The sequence below is a fragment of the Arthrobacter sp. 001422645 genome, from assembly GCF_059816125.1.
In genome coordinates this window covers 87,061-104,815 of record NZ_JCBANT010000009.1, presented here as the reverse complement: position 1 = coordinate 104,815, position 17,755 = coordinate 87,061, and the positions used below count along the sequence as shown (strand labels likewise).

Below are 17,755 nucleotides of genomic sequence, written 5' to 3'. Positions count from 1 at the left end.
GGGGCTGAACGGACCTGTGCCCGGAAGAAGGAACCCCTCCAGCCTTCGTTGACGGGGAATTTTGTCCTGCCTGCCAGGCCTTTCGCGTAATTCATCCAAGTGCCGGAAGTGCTCATGGTCGTGGCCGCCAAAACCGTTGACTTGTCCGACGGACATCACTTAGAGTCCGACGCACTGACAACGTTGTCTACCGACGATGCGCGCGATGAAGGGCGAAACAAGCAGATGAAGAGAATGACCACCCGCAGGACGCATGCCGTTTCTGCATTGACCCTCGCGGGACTGACGCTGGCCGCGGCACTGGCAGGATCCCTGCCGGCGTCGGCCGCCACAGGCCTCGGGGACGAACCCTACCGGCCGGCTTTCCACTACACGCCCGAAAAAAACTGGATGAATGACCCCAACGGAATGGTCTTCCACAAGGGCGTCTACCACCTGTACTACCAGCACAACCCTTCCGGCAACACCTGGGGGAACATGTCCTGGGGGCACGCCACCTCCAAGGACCTTGTCCACTGGCAGGAGCAGCCCCTGGCGATCGCCACCGATGCTGAGCAGGACATCTTCTCCGGCAGCGTCGTGGTGGACAAGGACAACACCTCCGGTTTCGGCACGAAAGAGAACCCGCCCCTGATCGCGGTTTACACCAGCGCCTATAAGGAAGCTAGTCCGCATCGTGGCCTGCAGGCACAGTCACTGGCCTACAGCCTGGACGACGGCCAGACCTGGACCCAATACGACGAGAACCCGGTCCTGAACCGAAATTCGGCGAACTTCCGCGATCCCAAGGTCTTCTGGTATGGCACACCGGGCGGCGGAGGCTACTGGGTGATGACGGCGGTGGAGGCGCAGGAGCACAAGGTGGTCCTCTACAAGTCCGCCAACCTCAAGGACTGGACGGCGCTGAGCGAATTCGGGCCCGCCAATGCCACCGGGGGACAGTGGGAATGCCCGGACCTGTTCCCGCTCGCCGTGGACGGCGACAAAAGAAACATCAAATGGGTCATGGTGGTCAACATCAATCCCGGCGGCGTGGCCGGCGGATCCGCCGGCCAGTACTTCGTCGGAAACTTCGATGGCACCACCTTCACGTCCGACACCACCAAACCGGCCGCCGCGCTTCCTCCCGGCACGGTCCTGGCCGGGTTCAACGACGGCGCCTACAACGGCTGGACGGTAAACAACGAACCCGGCAACTGGAAGAACGGCCCTTTCGGTGTCGCCCCCGCCTCCGGCGCCCTCCCCGGACAGAGCCCGGTGACTGGATTCGGCGCCACCGGCCTGATCAACTCCTTCAACGACGGCGACTGGCCGCTCGGGTCCATGCAGTCACCAACGTTTACGGTGTCCGATGACTATTTGAACTTCCTCGTGGGCGGCGGCAAGCATCCGCGAGTCTCCGGCAAGCTGGACAACACCCCACCCGAGGGGGAGCTCAAGTTCAACGGCTTCGAGGTTCCGGAGGGGACAACACTGGCCGACGCCGACTGGACCGGAACCGGCGACCTCACCCCGAATTTCCAGCCCTCCGCCAGTGGCGGGGACTATTACATCGGAGCTAAGCGGATCAACACCTTCGAGACCGGCACCGCACCGGGCGATGACCGGCAGGGCACCCTGACCTCACCGGAATTCCCCATCACCAAGAATTTCATGAGCATGCTGGCCGGCGGCGGCAACCGCTCCGCGGACTCCGGACAAATCCTGGCCGTCCAGTTGCTCATCAACGGCAGCGTGGTCCGCTCCCTGGCAGGAGACAATTCCGGAATCCTGAACTGGAAGGGCTGGGACGTCTCCGAATTCGCGGGACAGAATGCACAACTGCGGGTTGTTGACCAAGCTACCGGCGGGTGGGGACACCTGACTCTTGACCACGTCATGCTCACCGACACCGCCGCTGTTCCCAGATCCGATGAAGAATCCGTGAACCTGGTGATCAACGGAAAGGTGGTCCGCACGGCCACCGGCAACGACAGTGAATCGCTGGATTGGGCATCCTGGAATGTCAAAGAATTCGTTGGCCAACAGGCACAGATCAAAGTCGTCGACAACAACCGATTCGGCTGGGGGCATATCCTCGCTGACGAGTTCATGGCGAGCTCCACAGCAGCCACAAGCCGACTGCAGTCCTATGACTGGCTGGACTACGGCCGTGACTACTACGCCGCCGTGTCCTTCGCCAACATGCCCGAAGACAAGCGGGTCATGCTCGGCTGGATGAACAATTGGGACTATGCCAACAACATCCCCACCAACCCGTGGCGCAGCGCCATGGCACTGCCGCGCGAAGTGAAACTGACTCAGACCCCGGACGGGCCCAGGCTCACCCAAAGTGCGGTCAAGCAGGTCGACAAGCTGGCCCAAAAGCCAAGCTACGTTGCCAAGGGCGGCATCCCGATCCCGCAGGGAACAACGCCGCTGCCCGCGGCCGCCTCCGGTCAGGTCCAACGAGTCGATATCACCTTCGCTCCGGGCACGGCCAAGAAATCCGGCATCACTGTGCTGGGCGATGGAACATCATCCACCGTCATCGGCTACGACGCCACGACCGGGAAGCTCTTCGTTGACCGCACCAACTCTGGAAACACCGCGTTCCACCCGGCATTCGCTTCCATCGAGGGCGCTCCCGTCAAGCTGGACAAGAACGGCAACATCAACATGCGGATCTATCTCGACCGCTCATCCGTCGAGGTGTTCGCCCAGGACGGTCTGCGGACCATCACTGATCAGGTGTTCCCCAACGCCGGCGCCGACAAGATGGCACTCTTCGCCGAAGGCGGGGCCGCTCAGCTCAGATCACTCACCGTGACACCGCTGGAAAAGGCAATGTTCCTCCCCGAAAAGAAGCAACGGTAGCGCACCGTCCGACCTACCCCCGGGGGGTGGAGCCGAAGGGACTGCGTACGGTATTGCACCGGACCGGTCCCTTCGGCCTTTCCATACTGCGCTGGCTGTACGAGTGATCCTCATGCCGCGACCATTCCCGAGCTCAGCGAACTGGTGGCCAGCAGCGGACCGGCCAGCGGGATGAACTTGGCCAACTTTCAGCCGTCGTTGGCTCGGCGTCGCTCGGCCCGGTGTGCCTAGGGTTCGACGAGCACCAGGATGGTGTCCGGACGGACGCCGTCGAATTTCATCGCTTCGGCTGCCGCTTCGGACTCCATGATCCGCTGGAACGTTTCCATGTCGGGGACCTGGGCGATCAGCCCCACACGGTTGCTCTTTGCCGGGTCGATGAAGGTTCGAACCGTGATGCCCAGCGGCCCGAATACTTCTTCCCGTTTTGGTGAACTGAGCCAGTGCTCAACGTCGTCGACTTCGTGGAAGATCATGAGTGTTGGCATCGTTGCCTCCGCTTTCTGGGGTTGTGCCAGGAGCCGGGCTGGATAGGAGCCGCGCTAGGACCTCCTGATCACGCTGAACGTACCACGGCACCCAATGCAGCGATAGCGGGAAAATTGGCCGGCCGGCTCCTCGCGTAGCGGCCGGCCGGTCCCTCGCCTAGCGGCTGCTCACCTGGCCGAACAGCTTCGCGATGGGTGCGAGCACGAGCGGGCGGGCGGCGTACCATGCGGCCGCCGTGACGGCGATGGCTGCCGCGAAAAGCCAGAACCCGGTCCAGTTCACCACGTCGGTGCCGCCGAACATGTGGTTCAGGTTGCGCAGCGCACCGGTCGCGAACACCAGGAACACGTGGATGAGGATGAACAGCACGAAGAACAGCATCGTGGGGAAGTGAAGCGCGCGCGCAGCCTCCACCGGGTAGATCCTGTTCAGCGTCTTCGCGTCCTTCGGCCAGAACTCGCTCATGCGCGCACCCGTGATGGCCGCGAGCGGAGCCGCGATGAAGACCACGATGAAGTACATGAGCTGCTGCAGGCTGTTGTAGTTCACCCAGCCGTTCTCCACGGGCCAGTCGAGTGTCATGTACTGCAGGAGCGCGGAGAGCGCGTTCGGGAACACCTCCCAGCTGGTCGGGACGATGCGCATCCAGTGGCCGGAGGCAAACAGCAGCACCACAAAGATGAGGCCGTTGGCCAGCCACAGGATGTCCAGCGACTGGTGCAGCCACAGGTTGATGCTGATCTTCTTGCCACCGCGCTTCGGCGTCCAGAACGCCGGCGGCTTCTGCTGCGTGCGCACCTGGTAGCCGGAGCGGATGATGAGCACCATCAGGAAGAAGTTCAGGAAGTGTGTCCACTGCGCCCACCACGGGAAGCCCGGTTCGGCGGCCTCCGGCAAGTGGTACTCGCCGGGGTACCTTTCGAGGAACTCGGGTACGCCCGGCAGCGTCGTCACACCGCGCGCGGCGAGCACAAGAATCGCTGCGGCGGCCACGGCGCCGACGACGAGGAGCACCACGCGCTTGATCCACTGGCCCAGGGTGCGAGACCCGTAGAGCCTTGCCTCGGTCTTCGGCTTCACGGGCTTTTGAGCGGCGGCTGATGGTGCCGCCGGTGCCGGAGCTGCTGGTGGGGCGGCGGGTGCTGCGGCGGGGACCGCGGGTGCGCTCGCGGGCGCGGTCGACTCCACCGTCGCAGGCGGCTCCACCTCGGGAACAGTCTCCGGCACGCTGGCAGCCGCGGCGGGAGCCATGTGTTCGGGCTCGGCCTGGACCGCGGGGGCGGCGGCGACAGCAGAAGCAACAGCTACCACCGGAGCAAGTCCAGCCGGCGGCCACGGTTCACCGCCCGGGACGCGCGGAAGCCCGCGGCGGAGCGGTGTGGTTCCCGTTGTCAGGGTGGCGGGTGCGGTGGCCGGAGCAGCGGCGGGCAGCGACGCTGCCGGTACTTCTTGCGGAGCTGCAGCGGCGACGGCGGTCGGCGTCGGCGTCTCAGCTGCCGTCGGCGGCTGGGTGTCGCCTGCGGCGGGAGCCCCGGACAGGGCTGCCGCTGATGCCGTAACCTCGCCCGCTGGCGGCCACGGTTCGCCGCCCGGCACGCGCGGCAGGCCGCGGCGAAGCTGCCGCGGCGCCGCGGCGCCGGAGTTCCCGGCAGGGACCGGAGCGGACACCGCCGTCGCACCCGGTGCCGTTTTCGGGGGAGGGGGCGCGGCGGGCAGGGAGGGAACGGAGGGCGCGGCGGTGGCCGGTTCCGCCGGGGAAACAAGCTCCGGCGGAGCTTCTGCCGTGACAATGCGTGCGGGCGCCTCACCTGCTGGAGGCCAGGGGTCACCGCCTTCGACGCGGGGCAGGCCCCGCCGAATGGACCGAGACTGGGGTGTCATGGCTACTTCTTCCGGGCCTCAAGGGCGCTGATCAGCTGGGGTACCACCGTGAAGAGGTCGCCGACCACACCGAAGTCGGCGATCTCGAAGATCGGCGCGTCTCCGTCCTTGTTGATGGCGACGATCGTCTTCGCAGTCTGCATGCCCGCCCGGTGCTGGATGGCGCCGGAGATGCCCAGCGCGATGTACAGCTGTGATGACACGGAAACCCCGGTCTGGCCGACCTGGTGCGCCTGCGGGACGTAGCCCGCATCCACCGCGGCCCGCGAAGCGCCAATGGCAGCGCCGAGGGTATCGGCGAGCTGTCCGACCAGGGCGAACTGTTCCTCCGACCCCAGCCCGCGGCCACCCGCGACAACCTTTGCGGCGCCTCGCAGCTCAGGCCGGGAGGTCGCCACAACGGCCTCGTCGAACGAGTCGATCCGGGCGGCCGGCTTCCCGGAAGGCGTCACCGCCAGGGTCTCCGACGCCGGCGGCCGGGCCGCAGCGCGCGCCTCGATGGAGCCCTGCCGGACCGTGATGACCGGCGCGCCGAACGTGGCCGTTGACGTCACGTTGTAGGCGCCGCCGTAGACGGAGTGGTGTGCCACGACGCCCTCGTCATCACGGGACACACCGACGGCGTCAACGCATACCGCTGCCCGCGCGCGGGCGGCGTAGCGGCCGGCTAGGTCGCGCCCGTTCAGGGAATGCGATATCAGGATGGCGTCCGGCTGCACCTGCTCCACAGCGGCGGCCAGGGCGTCTACGCCCGGCACGCCGAGCGCGGAGGGATCCGGAGTCTCGGCGATCAGTACGTGCGCGGCACCAAGGTCCGCGGCCTCCGCGGCGGCGGCGGCGGCGCTTCCGGTGCCGGGTGCGGCGAGCACCAGGGCAATCGGCGTGCCGGCTCCGGCGGCAGCGCCGAAGAGTCCGGGGGCTGCCTTCTCGAGTTCTCCGGAAGCCTGGGTTTCGACGACGACGAGGATGGCGTCACGAGGGAATTCAGTCATGATCGTTGTTCCTTACGCCAGTCGGTTTTCGATGAGGAAGTCGGCCAGCTTCTCGCCGGCATCACCCTCGTCAATGATCTTCACGCCGGCTTCGCGCGGGGGTTTCTCTGCCACGGTCAGCATGATCGACCGCGCCGCGTCCGGGTTGTCGGCCGTGACCCCGAGGTCTGCGAGCGTCAGCACCTCAACGGGCTTCTTCTTCGCGGCCATGATGCCTTTGAAGTTCGGGAAGCGCGGCCCGGGAAGCGCCTCGGTAATGGAAATCACCGCGGGCAGGGTCGCTGAGACCTGCTGCACGCCGGATTCAACGGGCCTGGAGCCGGACACGGCGCCGTCGCTGATGTGTACGGAGCTGAGGCCGCTGGCAAGGGGCACGTCGAGCAATTCGGCGAGCATCGCGGGAATCATGCCGCCGGACCCATCGGTGGAGACGTTGCCGGTGATCACCAGGTCAAATTCCACGCGGCGGATCGCTGCGGCGAGGGTCTCGGCGGTCAGTCCAAGATCCGCACCCCGGAGTGCCTCGTCGGAGATGTGGGTGGCGCTGCCCGCGCCCATCGCGAGACCCTTGCGGATCGTAGCCGTGGCGCCCTCCGGAGCGAGGGCGAGGACTGCGACCTCCGTGCCCTGGTTCGCGTCTGCGTACGTCAGTGCCAGCTCCAGGGCCCGCTCACCGATCTCATCAATGACTGCCTCGCTGGCTTCGCGGTCGGCGAGGCCTGTTTCAAGGTTCAGTTTTCGGTCCCCGTAGGTGTCGGGGACCTCTTTTACTAGGACGATAATCTTCATCGATGGCTCTTCCTGTGGCGGGCCTGTCTCAAGCGGAAACAAGCTGGATCTCCCTTGAGTCTACGAAAGTGCGGCTCCCGCCGGGCGGGCAGGGCCCGTGTCGCGCGGTGGAGTACCCTGTCGTCGTCCTTGGGGGTGCTTGTGCCGGAGCGGTGAATCGCAGGTTCAAAAGACTATTGGTAGAAGTTCACTGGGTTGGCTCGGCAAGCAGTTTCCTGATCTCGGTGAGCTTGGCTTCGGACGCTTCGAGGCGCAGGCGGAGTCCGTCGACCGTCGCGGTACGACTGTCGGCCGCACTGGCCATCGGTGCCTGCTCTTTCTTCTTCGGCGACAGGAAGAAGTTGGCCAGGTAGCCGGTGAAGGTGCCGAAGATGCCGACACCGAGGACGATGATGCCCGCGCCGATGGTGCGGCCCGCATCGGTGACCGGATATTGGTCACCATATCCAACTGTTGAGATGGTGACGATCGTGTACCAGATGGCGTCCGAGGCGGTCGTGATGTTGGCCTCTGGGGCGTTCTGCTCGACGCGGAGAATGGAGAGGCTTCCGAACTCCAGCACCAAAATGCCCATGAGCAGCAGTACGTACAGGGAGCTGCCGGCCCGATCTTTGATCAGCGCGCGGCCGATCGTGCCGCTGCCGACCTCGCGGAACAGACGGTACACCCGGACCAGCCGGAAGACGCGCAGGATCTTGAATTGCGCAACAGGCACGCTGGCCAACAGGTCGGCCCAGCCGAAGTGCTTGAAGAAATAGGCGCCCGCCGATGGCGCGGTGAGAATCCGGTAGAGGAAGTCGGCGAGGAAGATCACGCTGAAAATGGCGTTCATCACGGTGAGTACGGTGTCGAGCGACTCGTCCTGCACGAGATACAAGAGCACGAGATTGACGATCGACAGGATCGAGAGGATGCCGATGAAGATCTCGTATCCGATGCTCTTCAGTTCACTGCGTTCCTTGGTCATGTGAGGATTCTGACACGTAGGCACTGCGTAGCCGACACTTTTTCGCCCGGGCCTGACGGGACTATGGTCGCCTCCTGACGCCGCTGCCGGGAGGGGCTTTTTTCGACGGCGCCTTGCGCCGTAGGCTATGGGCATCCATCACACCGAGGAGGCACCCATGCGGACGGCAACACCCACAGTGCAGGCCGATCAGATCCGGCATCTTTCCGAGAATCTCATGTCCCAGCTCACGAAGGGGAGGGAGTGGGCCACTCCCGGCGTCGAGGCGGCACTGCAGAAGGCGGTCGCGGGGCTCGACACCGGGATTGAATCTGCGTCCCCGAGGATCCAGGCCGGTCTGCGGCGGCTCGCTGACGAGCTCGCCGGCGGAGTGGAAACTCTGGCTCCCCGCGTTCACGAGGGCCTGCAGCGGGTGGCCCCTAAGGTTGTCCCGGCACCCGCCCGGGCGAAGTCGCGGCGGACGGCTTCGGGGAAAGCCTGGTTGATTGCCGGGGCCGTAGCCGTCGCGGTGACCGCGGGAGTCGCGGCCTGGCGCTTTTTGGGGCCGGGCGATGAGGAGCCGGTGCCGTCCGTGAATGTGCGGCGTACCAGCGGCGCGAACCCCGACGCGGATGCCGGCCCCGCAGGGGTCCGCACCTGAGGCGGCCATTTCATGTCGTGGACAGCTCACGCACGCGCGCGAGCCATTCGACCACCAGGGCTTGCGTGAGGGCGGGCTGCTCGTGGAACAGCGCGTGGCCGGCGCGATCGAGTACGGCAAATGTAGAGCGAGGGTAGTGCTCGATCAGTTCCCGCGGGCCAGAGTGCCCGGCCGTGGCATCCTGCCTCCCTGCAAGAATGAGCACAGGGTGAAGATAGGTTTTCGCAGCTTCCGGGCGATCCCGTAGCTCCCAGTGCGAAAAGATCCGCATCAGGCTCGATTCATCGACGAGTGACGCTCCGGGAGCCACCAACTCCTGGAACCGGTTAAGCGTTTCGGCCGTCTGCACAACGAAGTAGCTACGGTAGGAAGCCTCGAGCTCAGGGTCCAGGTTGCCGCTGAGGTCGGCCGACGCCACAAGAACCTCGTGCTTAGGCACGTCGCGGGTATGCGCGCCAACCGGGCAGATTAACGCCAGCCCGACAGCCTGCTGAGGTCTCTGGTCGGCAACGGCGCGGGCCAGGTAGCCGCCGTACGACTGACCCATGACAAGGAACGGCTCATCGCCAATGGTGCTGTAGATGAAGCCGAGCAAGAGGTCCAGGACGTCGTCGTTGCTTGTGATCGTCTCGGGCGCCGGAGTGCGGCCCATCCCAGGCAGGTCCGGATACAGGCGCCGAAACCCGGGAACGTTGCAGAATATCGGTTCAAGGGCGCCGGCGATCTCGCGATGATCCACACCAGCGCCGTGCAGTGCCAGAACCGGGGTGCCGGTGCCGTACGCGGCGTAATGCACAGGAACTCCGCTGACCGTAGCCTCCATCCAAGCAGTGTAGAGCGCGCCGCGGCGCTTCGCCGCTGCGTCCGACGCAACCTAGGACTCCACGTCGGCTGCGGCAATCGCCTTGTCCGTGAGGATCGGCATCAACCCGAGCAGCGCGAGGGTCAGCACTCCCATGATGCCGAACATGACCTGCAGGCCCAGCCATTGGGCCAGCAGGCCGCCAACTGCCGCACCGAGCGGCATGGTGCCCCACGCCAGCAGGCGGTAGGCGCTGTTGACTCGGCCCAGCAAGCGGTTGGGGGCAATGCGCTGGCGCAGGGAAACGGTAATGACGTTCCACAGCACGATCAGCACGCCGCCCACAAACAGGAGCGGGCCAAGAACGTAGGGGTTGTCCGTGACGGCCGGCGCACCTACGAACAAGGCGCCCCCGAAGATGGTGAGTGCCAGGGACTTGGACCGGCCCAGCTTGGCCTCCACCCGTTCGGCGATGAACGAGCCAACCAGGGCGCCGAGGGCGGAGCTCGTCAAAAGTAGGCCGAACCCCACTTCGGACAGTCCCATCTCCGACGCCGGACCCACGGCAAACAGCACCAACACCGCGAATGCCGCGTTGGATGCGAAGTTGAACACCCCGGTCATCACCGCGAGCGTGCGAAGGATCTTCTGGTTCCAGAGAAACCGCAAACCCTCACCAATGTCGGATCGCAGTGTCGTCTTCACCTCCCGCTCTGTGCGAAAAGCGCCCGGGACCAGGAACAGGGCGCCGACGGCCGCAAGCCAGAGGGCCGCCGGCGCCGCAAAGGCCGCAACGACGCCGAGGGTCACCAGCAGCCCGCCCAGCGGGGGACCAACGAACTGGTTGGCGGTGAGCTCGACGGCATAGAGCCGGCCGTTGGCGCGCGACAGCTGATCCCTGTGCACCACCTGGGGCAGGATCGACTGCGCGGAGGTGTCGTAGAGCGTTTCAGCCACCCCCACCAGCAATGCGACAACGTACAGAGCCCACATGGAGCCCAAATCCAACAGGACGACGGCGACCAGGACGGCCGGCAGGACCGCGCGGCCGAGGTTGGCCCACAGCATGAGCTTGCGCCGGTCCAACCGGTCGGCCAGCGCGCCGGCAGTGAGGGCGAAGAGGAGCCAGGGAAGCGTCGCTGCGACCGTCAGCCCGGCAATCAGCGGGGGTGACTGCGTGAACTGAATGGCCAGCAGCGGCAGCGCGATTTTGAAGACGCCGTCCGCGAGGTTGGAGAGCCCGGATGAGGTCCACAGCTTCCAATAGGACGCACCCAGCGGCGCGCCACCCCGTACCTTCACCTGCGCGGCGGAACTAGTCATAGGTGAACCATTCCCTAGTGATTGAGAAAATTCAAGGGGGTTGAAGTTTGTACACCGGATCGTAGGATGGATCCATGACGGACGCAGAGCCGACCAGCGTGAACGAGAATAAACCCGCCGCCAGCGCCCGGGAAATCAAGGCGCTGGCCCATCCGCTGCGTCTGAGGATCCTGCGCCTGTGCGGACTCCGCGAACTGACCAACAAACAACTCGCCGACCGGCTGGGCCAGGATCCAGGGACAGTGCTCTATCACGTGCGGCAATTGCTCTCCACCGGATTCCTTGAAGCTGCCGAGGTCCGCACGGGAGAAAGTGGTGCGCTGGAGAAGCCGTACCGTTCCACGGGGCGGTCCTGGAACCTGGACACTGCACTGCGTGAAGCTGGTCCGGGCGGTCCGCTGGCGCCGATCGAGGCGTTCCGGGAAGAGTTGACGGAAGCAGGGCCGGACGCGATCGCCAGCCTCTCACGTTTCGTGTTGCACCTCTCCGAGAAGGACGCCGAGGACCTGATCACGCGCATAGGCGCTGTGCTGGACGAATACACCCAGAGTGACCGGCAACGATCGGACCAGCCCGCGTACGGCGGCATCTTTGTCCTTCACCGGTCGCCGGACTAGGCCGCCGGCCCCGTCATTGCCGCGGTGACACCCGGCGGTAGAAGATGGGTCATGATGGTGGGATGATCACCGAACATGCCTTGCTCTCCGTCCGGCCCGGTATGGAGGACGATTTCGAGATTGCCTTCAGCAAGGCGAAGCTGATCATTGCTTCCATGCCTGGATTCCAGGGCCTCACGCTTTCGCGATGCATCGAGAGCACCGCCACGTATCTGCTGCTGGTGGAATGGGCCCGTCTGGAGGACCATACGGAAGGTTTCAGGGGGTCCGCGGAGTACCAGGAGTGGCGCGGGCTGCTGCATCATTTCTATTCACCGTTTCCAACGGTGGAACACTATGAGCAGATCCTGGCCGTGCCTGCCCGGCCTTAGCTCGCTCCCTGCTGTTCTTCGGTCCTCAGAGAGCCTGGATCAGTGTCAGGCCGCCCGCCAACGCCACCCAGGCCAGATATGCCAGCATGCTGAAGCGGTTGGGCCAGCCGATAAGTACCTCGGGCTTCCCGACCGCGTCGGGTTGACCGAACCGGAATGTCGCGCCGAGGAACCAGATCAGGCCCGCCCACGGGATGACCGCCGCCCACGCGAGAATCTGGCCGGCGGGCGAATGCATGGCTGCACCGATTCCGGCAAAGGTCGCGGCAACGGGAAAGCCCAGGATGAAGAGCGAGCCGAGCCCGGCGTGGACCTTGCCCCGGCCTGTGATCTCCGGCCGTGGCGTCGTGATCGGGTCCGTGTCGACAAAAGCCGCCCCGAGCGGCCCTAGCGCCACCACGGGAAGTCCGACTGCCAGAACGCCCGCAGGCGGCCACAAGGCAATGCCGGACGCTGCGACGCCGGTTCCGCCGAGGATGAACGCAATCCGCATGATCACGCCGTAGCTGCCCAGCGAATATTCACTGAGCATCCGCCAGGAGGGGTCGAATTCCGGTTCAAGCTTGTGCAGCGCGACAACGAGAAGAATCGCACCCGCGACAGCACCCAGCGAGTAGCACGCGGCAAACACCGCAAGGGAGTCCGTCAGCGCCTTCATGCCTTGATTATCAGCCCCGACGCCGGAAACGCCCCGCTCCCGGCGCCCAGCCTGCAGGACGGGCGGCTGAACAATGCCCGGGCGCGCTGTCCTTGACACCACCAGGCCTTGACGTGACACCACAGTGGTGTCACTATGGTGGCATGGAACTCGGACAGTACGTCACCGACCTGCAACGCCAGGTAGTGGATGCCGCGGAGGACGGCTCGGAAAACACCCGAGCCGCCGCCGAACGGCTCGCCGCCGGGCTGGATGCCGCCACGCGGCTCGTATTACTCGATGCCCTGTCGGCCGCGGCCGGCGAGATCACCCGGGATCTCGCGCCCGGCTCGGTTGACCTGCGGCTGCGCGGTCGCGACGTCGAGTTCGTTGTAACCCAGCCAAACACCGAACCTGACAACGACGACCGTCCGGCTGCACCGCTCGATCTCGACGACGCGAGCACCTCCCGCACCACGCTCCGCCTGCCCGACGCCCTCAAGGCGCGGGTGGACGAGGCGGCGGCGGCGGACGGGCTGTCCGTCAACACCTGGCTGGTCCGAGCCGTCGCCACCGCACTCCAGCCGAAGCAGCGACGATCCGCGCAGCGCACGCTGCGCACCGGCGACAACTTCGCGGGCTGGGCGCGGTAACCCGCTCACGCCACCACAGCCCAACACACCCACCAGCCACGCGAACCCGCGGGGCCGAACGAACACACCCACAGAAAGGCAGACTTCGGCATGCCCACGTTCAACACCCCCGCCCCCATTGACCTCGCCATCAACCTCCAGGTCGGCGCGATCGACGTCTTCGCCGGTGACCGCGCCGACACGGTGGTGACCGTTTCGCCCACCAACCCGGATAAGGCGGTGGACCGCCGAGGCGCGGAGGAGACCACGGTCGACTTCGACGGCGAGCGGGTCACCATCAAGGGCCCGCGGCCCCGCTTCAGCTGGCGGGGGCCCACCGAGTCGGTCGACGTCAAAGTCGAGCTGCCGGCCGGATCGCGGTTCACCGCCGAAATCGCGGTGGGAGGCGTGCGAACCGTCGGACGCCTCGGCGCGACCCGCATCAAAAGCTCGCTTGGCCGCGTGGATCTGGACACCACCGGCGACCTGTGGCTACGCGCCTCGCACGGCAACGCGACCGTGGGTACCGCCAAGGGCGGACTCGAGATCACGGCCGACCACGGTCAGATCCGGATCGGAACGGTCACCGGCGACGCGCTCCTCAAGGCATCGCATGGCAGCATCCTGATCGGGGAGTCGGGCGGCGACCTCGACGCGAAGCTCTCCTACGGCGACCTCGAGATCACGAAGGCGCTCGCCTCCGTTGCGGCGAAGACCGCGTACGGCAGCATCCACCTCGGCGAGGTCTCGAGCGGTTCCATCCAGGTGGAGAGCGGCTTCGGCCAGGTCACCATCGGCGTGCGGCCCGGCGTTCCCGCCTGGCTCGACCTGTCCTCGAAGGACGGGCACGTGCGCAACGAGCTCGACGGCGACCACGCTCCCGGCGCGTCCGAACAGGCGGTCGCAGTGCACGCGCGCACCCGGGCCAGCGACATCAGCATCCAACGCGCCCGCTAACTCCGGGCATCCAGCGGAAAGGAACGAACCCATGAATACGCCAGCGATCGAAGCCCGCGGGCTGCGGAAGTCCTACGGCCAAAAGGTCGTGCTCGACGACGTCCACCTCACCGTGGGCGCGGGCACCGTCACGGCGCTGCTCGGCCCGAACGGCGCGGGCAAAACGACCGCCGTGCACATTCTGGCCACGCTTGTCCGGCCCGACGGCGGCACAGCCGTCGTGAACGGCTGCGACGTCGTCCGCGATCCGGGCGGCGTGCGCGCCGCGATCGGCCTCACCGGACAGTTCTCCGCGGTGGACAACCTCCTCACCGGCGAGGAGAACCTCCAGCTGATGGCCCGGCTGCGCCACCTCGGGGCGAACCGCTCAAGGACCCGGGTGGCCGAGCTGCTGGAGCAGTTCGACCTCACCGACGCCGCCCGCAAACCGCTTGCCACCTACTCGGGCGGGATGCGCCGCCGCCTCGACCTGGCGATGACCCTTGTCTCGGCGCCCAGCGTCATCTTCCTCGACGAGCCCACCGCGGGCCTGGACCCTCGTAGCCGCCGCACCATGTGGGACATCGTGCGCGGCCTCGTCGCGGACGGCACCACCGTGCTGCTCACCACCCAGTACCTCGACGAGGCGGACGAGCTCGCGGACCGCATCGCGGTGCTCGACGGCGGCCGCATCGTCGCCGAGGGGACCCCGGACGAGCTCAAGCGCCTGGTGCCCGGAGGCCACATCCGGCTCCGGTTCGCGGATGCCGCGGCGCTCGACTCCGCTGCCCGCCTGCTCGACGAGTCGGCCCGCGACGACGCCGGGCTCTCGCTTGCCGTGCCGAGCGATGGCGGGGTGGGCGCGCTGCGCACCGTGCTGGACCGCCTCGACTCGGCCAACCTCGAGGTGGACGACCTCAGCATCCACACCCCGGACCTCGATGACGTGTTCTTCGCGCTCACCAGCCGGGCCGACACGAAGGGAACCGCGTCATGACCACCATCACCGCCCGGCGCCAGACGACCCCGGGCACCGGCCGCCAATCGCACGTCATCGCCGACGCGGCCACCATGCTGCGCCGCAACCTGCTGCACATGGTGCGCTACCCGGGCCTGTCCGTGTTCACCATCGTGGGGCCGGTGGTGCTCCTGCTGTTCTTCGTGTTCGTGTTCGGCGGCACCCTCGGGGCCGGCCTGCCCGGTGCGGATCCGGCCGGAGGGCGGGAGGCGTATGTCGCATACGTTATGCCGGGCATCCTGCTGTTGACCATCGCGGGCAGCGCCGGCGGCACCGCCACGACGGTCTCGATGGACATGGCCGAGGGCATCACGGCGCGGTTCCGCACCATGGCGATCTCACGGGCTGCGGTGCTTGCCGGGCACGTGCTCGGCAACACCATCCAGGCGATCATCGCCGTTGTGCTGGTGCTCGGCGTCGGCCTCTTGATTGGCTTCCGCCCGACTGCCGGACCGGTCGAGTGGAGTGCGACCGCCGGTCTGCTCGTGCTCATCGCGTTCGCGATCAGCTGGCTGGGGGTGGCCATGGGGATGCAGGCGAAGTCGGTCGAGACAGCGAGCAATCTGCCCCTCCTGTTGACCTTCCTGCCCTTCCTCAGCAGCGGCTTCGTGCCCACCGAGTCGATGCCGGAGTGGATGCAGTGGTTCGCGCAGTACCAGCCGTTCACGCCGTTCATCGAGGCCATCCGCGGCCTGCTGCTTGGCACCCCGCTCGGCTGGAGTCCGGTGCTCGCGATCGGATGGTGCGTGGTCATTGCGGTCGCCGGGTATGCCTGGTCCATGGCGCTCTACGAGCGGAAGTCGGTGCGCTGAGGCCCAGCCCACACCGGATAAGGGCGGGCGGCCGCGGGTTCAACGCGGCCGCCCGCCCTTGCTTGCGGCAAAGCCGAGCCATTCCGCAGCGGTCCGTGCCAGACTTTCAGCCATGGAGCCCATGGATTGCCTGGTCATCTACGTCCCCACCGATGCCGCACAGGCTGTCCGGCAAGCCATCGGCGACGCCGGGGCGGGCCGCCTGGGCAACTACTCGCACTGCTCGTTCAGCCTCGAAGGTACCGGGCGTTTCACGCCGCTGCCCGGCGCGAACCCGGCCATCGGCGCCGTCGGATCCCCCGAGGAGGTGCCGGAAACCCGGATCGAGGCCATCTACCCGCGCTCCCGGCGCACCGCCGTCGTGGGCGCCGCGCTGTCCGCGCATCCGTACGAGACGCCGGCGTTCATGACCTTCCCGGTTGATGCCAGCCAGCCGGGCCGGGCGGGCTCCGCGGAGTAGCGCGGCGGGTGCGGAAGCGGGTGTGACCTACGAGCCGCGGCAGGCGAGTGCTAGAAGCAGTTCCTACTCATTTGGAGGACGAGGACGAGGAGGCGGTGTTCGCCATCCCCGACTCCTCGGCAGCCGTCCGCGCGTACGACGCAGAGACCCGGCGGTAGACCGGGGTCAGGAAAGCCAGCATCGCGGCGGCGATCATGATGATCCCGGCCGCCAGGAACACCAGAGCGATGCCGCGGGAGGTGCCCTCGCCCAGCAGCGGCGCCAGCTGGGCGGCACCCTCTGCGGACCGCGCGTAGGGGATGATCCAGACCTGGGCGATCGGCGCGATGAGGAACGCGGTGATTGGCGCTGCCGCGGACTCGAACGCCATGGCGAATCCGAACACCCGACCCTGCCGGTTTAGAGGCACCACCTGCTGGATGACCGTCTGCTCGGCGGCCTCCACGAAAGGCACCAGAACCAGGTACAGCCAGATGCCGGTGATGTACAGCCATGCCCACTCCCGCAGCGTGAACACCGCACCAAGAATCCCCATGACGATCACGGCGATGAGCATGGTACGCAGCGGGTTGGACCCGAGTCCGAATTTTCCGATCAGCGCTCCGCCCACGATGAACCCGGTGGCGCCGAGCGCGAAGTAGATCCCCCACAGCTCCACCGGGAACATTTCCAGGCCGTAGGGATCCATCAGCGCCATGTAGACGCCGCCGATGAAGTTGTTGAACGTGGAGAAGAGGATCAGCGCGAACAGCCCGGAAATGGCTAGAACGGCGGCGAGGGAGCCGCGTAGGTCGAATCCGCCGTGCGCGTCAGTGGCGGCCGCGCGCACCTCCTCGGGCATGCGCAGCATGAGCAGGTGCGCGAATGCCAGCGCCGTGAGCACTATCGCGACGACGATCGTCCAGCCCATGCCCAGCAGCCCGACTGACAGCCCGGAGAGCAGCGAGGTGACGATGAACATCAGTCCCTGCACCATGCCCACCAGCCCGTTGGCGTTGGCCCGCCGATCCGGCTCAATGAGGATGGTGACGGTGGTGGAGAGCGCAATGTTGCGCATGTTTTCCACCACCGCTCCGACCAGGATGATCAGGGTGAAGACCCAGAACCAGGGCTGTGTCAGGTCCAGGAGCCGGGCGGCGGGTGTCAGCAGGAACATGACCCCGGACAGCACGAACATCACCAGCGTGAAGCCGGCGGCGAAGCGCATCACGGCCAGCTTGCGGTAGCGGTCCACGAAAGTTCCGAAGCTGATGCTGGAGAGGGCGATCAACAGCATGTACGCGCCGCCAATCACCCCGGTGGCGATCACGTTGCGCGTCTGCAGGTACACCCAGAACGTCAGCGCGAACCATAAGTAGCTGGTGGTGATGTTGGCGAGGGCGGTATTCACCAGGATCCCGGCGAACGTGCGGGACCGCTGTGCCGGACTGCGCAAGGCCTCGGTCATGCGTCCCATTGTAGTGACGGAGACCGCGCGCGGACACGGTTGGAGCCTGTTCCGGAAGAACCTCCCGGGCGGCTGCGGGCGAAATG

18 protein-coding genes are annotated in these 17,755 nt (G+C 66.3%); 9 read left to right on the top strand and 9 right to left on the bottom strand.

The window, feature by feature from the left end; all coding sequences use genetic code 11:
* Window positions 1-234 precede the first annotated feature (234 nt).
* Window positions 235-2,856: a GH32 C-terminal domain-containing protein gene (locus tag AC6EUH_RS11150; RefSeq protein ID WP_499738658.1), complete on the top strand. Its 2,622-nt coding sequence runs from the start codon at window positions 235-237 to the stop codon at window positions 2,854-2,856.
* 227 nt (window positions 2,857-3,083) lie between these two features.
* Here the strand turns inward: AC6EUH_RS11150 and AC6EUH_RS11145 are convergent, their stop codons facing one another.
* The 5 genes from AC6EUH_RS11145 to AC6EUH_RS11125 form a co-directional block, all read right to left on the bottom strand.
* Window positions 3,084-3,344: a hypothetical protein gene (locus AC6EUH_RS11145; RefSeq protein ID WP_499738657.1), complete on the bottom strand. Its 261-nt coding sequence runs from the start codon at window positions 3,342-3,344 to the stop codon at window positions 3,084-3,086.
* Window positions 3,345-3,501: 157 nt separating this feature from the next.
* Window positions 3,502-5,226, bottom strand: a complete 1,725-nt coding sequence (locus AC6EUH_RS11140; protein ID WP_056430329.1) for a cytochrome b/b6 domain-containing protein — start codon at window positions 5,224-5,226, stop codon at window positions 3,502-3,504.
* Between the two features lie 2 nt (window positions 5,227-5,228).
* On the bottom strand, window positions 5,229-6,218 hold the full coding sequence (locus tag AC6EUH_RS11135; protein WP_056430325.1) for an electron transfer flavoprotein subunit alpha/FixB family protein: 990 nt from the start codon (window positions 6,216-6,218) through the stop codon (window positions 5,229-5,231).
* Window positions 6,219-6,230: 12 nt separating this feature from the next.
* Window positions 6,231-7,007 carry an electron transfer flavoprotein subunit beta/FixA family protein gene (locus AC6EUH_RS11130; RefSeq protein ID WP_499738656.1) on the bottom strand — a complete coding sequence of 259 codons (777 nt, stop codon included), beginning with the start codon at window positions 7,005-7,007 and terminating at the stop codon, window positions 6,231-6,233.
* Window positions 7,008-7,194: 187 nt separating this feature from the next.
* The gene (locus AC6EUH_RS11125; RefSeq protein ID WP_056430318.1) at window positions 7,195-7,974 is read right to left on the bottom strand and encodes an ion transporter; all 780 of its coding nucleotides are present in this window, start codon (window positions 7,972-7,974) and stop codon (window positions 7,195-7,197) included.
* A 157-nt stretch (window positions 7,975-8,131) separates the two neighbouring features.
* Between AC6EUH_RS11125 and AC6EUH_RS11120 the strand changes: the two genes are divergently transcribed.
* Window positions 8,132-8,614, top strand: a complete 483-nt coding sequence (locus AC6EUH_RS11120; RefSeq protein WP_235500231.1) for a hypothetical protein — start codon at window positions 8,132-8,134, stop codon at window positions 8,612-8,614.
* Window positions 8,615-8,624: 10 nt separating this feature from the next.
* Here AC6EUH_RS11120 and AC6EUH_RS11115 read toward each other — a convergent pair whose 3' ends face one another.
* Complete coding sequence (locus AC6EUH_RS11115) at window positions 8,625-9,437, bottom strand: alpha/beta fold hydrolase (protein WP_056430313.1); 813 nt, start codon at window positions 9,435-9,437, stop codon at window positions 8,625-8,627.
* Window positions 9,438-9,488: 51 nt separating this feature from the next.
* Window positions 9,489-10,739 (bottom strand): MFS transporter, encoded by a 1,251-nt coding sequence (locus AC6EUH_RS11110; RefSeq protein ID WP_056430310.1) that lies wholly within the window; start codon window positions 10,737-10,739, stop codon window positions 9,489-9,491.
* Between the two features lie 74 nt (window positions 10,740-10,813).
* On the opposite strand from AC6EUH_RS11110, the gene AC6EUH_RS11105 reads away from it, so the two are divergent.
* Window positions 10,814-11,356 (top strand): ArsR/SmtB family transcription factor, encoded by a 543-nt coding sequence (locus AC6EUH_RS11105; RefSeq protein WP_056430307.1) that lies wholly within the window; start codon window positions 10,814-10,816, stop codon window positions 11,354-11,356.
* 62 nt (window positions 11,357-11,418) lie between these two features.
* Entirely contained in the window at window positions 11,419-11,727 is a 309-nt protein-coding gene (locus tag AC6EUH_RS11100) for an antibiotic biosynthesis monooxygenase family protein (protein ID WP_056430304.1), read from the top strand.
* A 25-nt stretch (window positions 11,728-11,752) separates the two neighbouring features.
* Here the strand turns inward: AC6EUH_RS11100 and AC6EUH_RS11095 are convergent, their stop codons facing one another.
* On the bottom strand, window positions 11,753-12,385 hold the full coding sequence (locus AC6EUH_RS11095; protein ID WP_499738655.1) for a DUF998 domain-containing protein: 633 nt from the start codon (window positions 12,383-12,385) through the stop codon (window positions 11,753-11,755).
* 143 nt (window positions 12,386-12,528) lie between these two features.
* Between AC6EUH_RS11095 and AC6EUH_RS11090 the strand changes: the two genes are divergently transcribed.
* The 5 genes from AC6EUH_RS11090 to AC6EUH_RS11070 all read left to right on the top strand — a co-directional run bounded on the left by AC6EUH_RS11090 (window position 12,529) and on the right by AC6EUH_RS11070 (window position 16,222).
* Window positions 12,529-13,017, top strand: a complete 489-nt coding sequence (locus tag AC6EUH_RS11090; protein WP_056430297.1) for a type II toxin-antitoxin system HicB family antitoxin — start codon at window positions 12,529-12,531, stop codon at window positions 13,015-13,017.
* A 90-nt stretch (window positions 13,018-13,107) separates the two neighbouring features.
* Window positions 13,108-13,953 carry a DUF4097 family beta strand repeat-containing protein gene (locus AC6EUH_RS11085; RefSeq protein WP_056430295.1) on the top strand — a complete coding sequence of 282 codons (846 nt, stop codon included), beginning with the start codon at window positions 13,108-13,110 and terminating at the stop codon, window positions 13,951-13,953.
* A gap of 31 nt (window positions 13,954-13,984) precedes the next feature.
* Window positions 13,985-14,929, top strand: a complete 945-nt coding sequence (locus tag AC6EUH_RS11080; protein WP_499738654.1) for an ATP-binding cassette domain-containing protein — start codon at window positions 13,985-13,987, stop codon at window positions 14,927-14,929.
* Window positions 14,926-15,762, top strand: coding sequence for an ABC transporter permease (locus AC6EUH_RS11075; RefSeq protein WP_056430290.1), 837 nt, complete (start codon window positions 14,926-14,928; stop codon window positions 15,760-15,762). The genes AC6EUH_RS11080 and AC6EUH_RS11075 overlap by 4 nt, the downstream gene beginning before the upstream one ends.
* Before the next feature lie 112 nt (window positions 15,763-15,874).
* Window positions 15,875-16,222: a YqfO family protein gene (locus tag AC6EUH_RS11070; protein WP_056430286.1), complete on the top strand. Its 348-nt coding sequence runs from the start codon at window positions 15,875-15,877 to the stop codon at window positions 16,220-16,222.
* A gap of 67 nt (window positions 16,223-16,289) precedes the next feature.
* On the opposite strand, the gene AC6EUH_RS11065 is transcribed toward AC6EUH_RS11070, so the two are convergent.
* On the bottom strand, window positions 16,290-17,669 hold the full coding sequence (locus AC6EUH_RS11065) for an MFS transporter (protein ID WP_499738653.1): 1,380 nt from the start codon (window positions 17,667-17,669) through the stop codon (window positions 16,290-16,292).
* Window positions 17,670-17,755 lie beyond the last annotated feature (86 nt).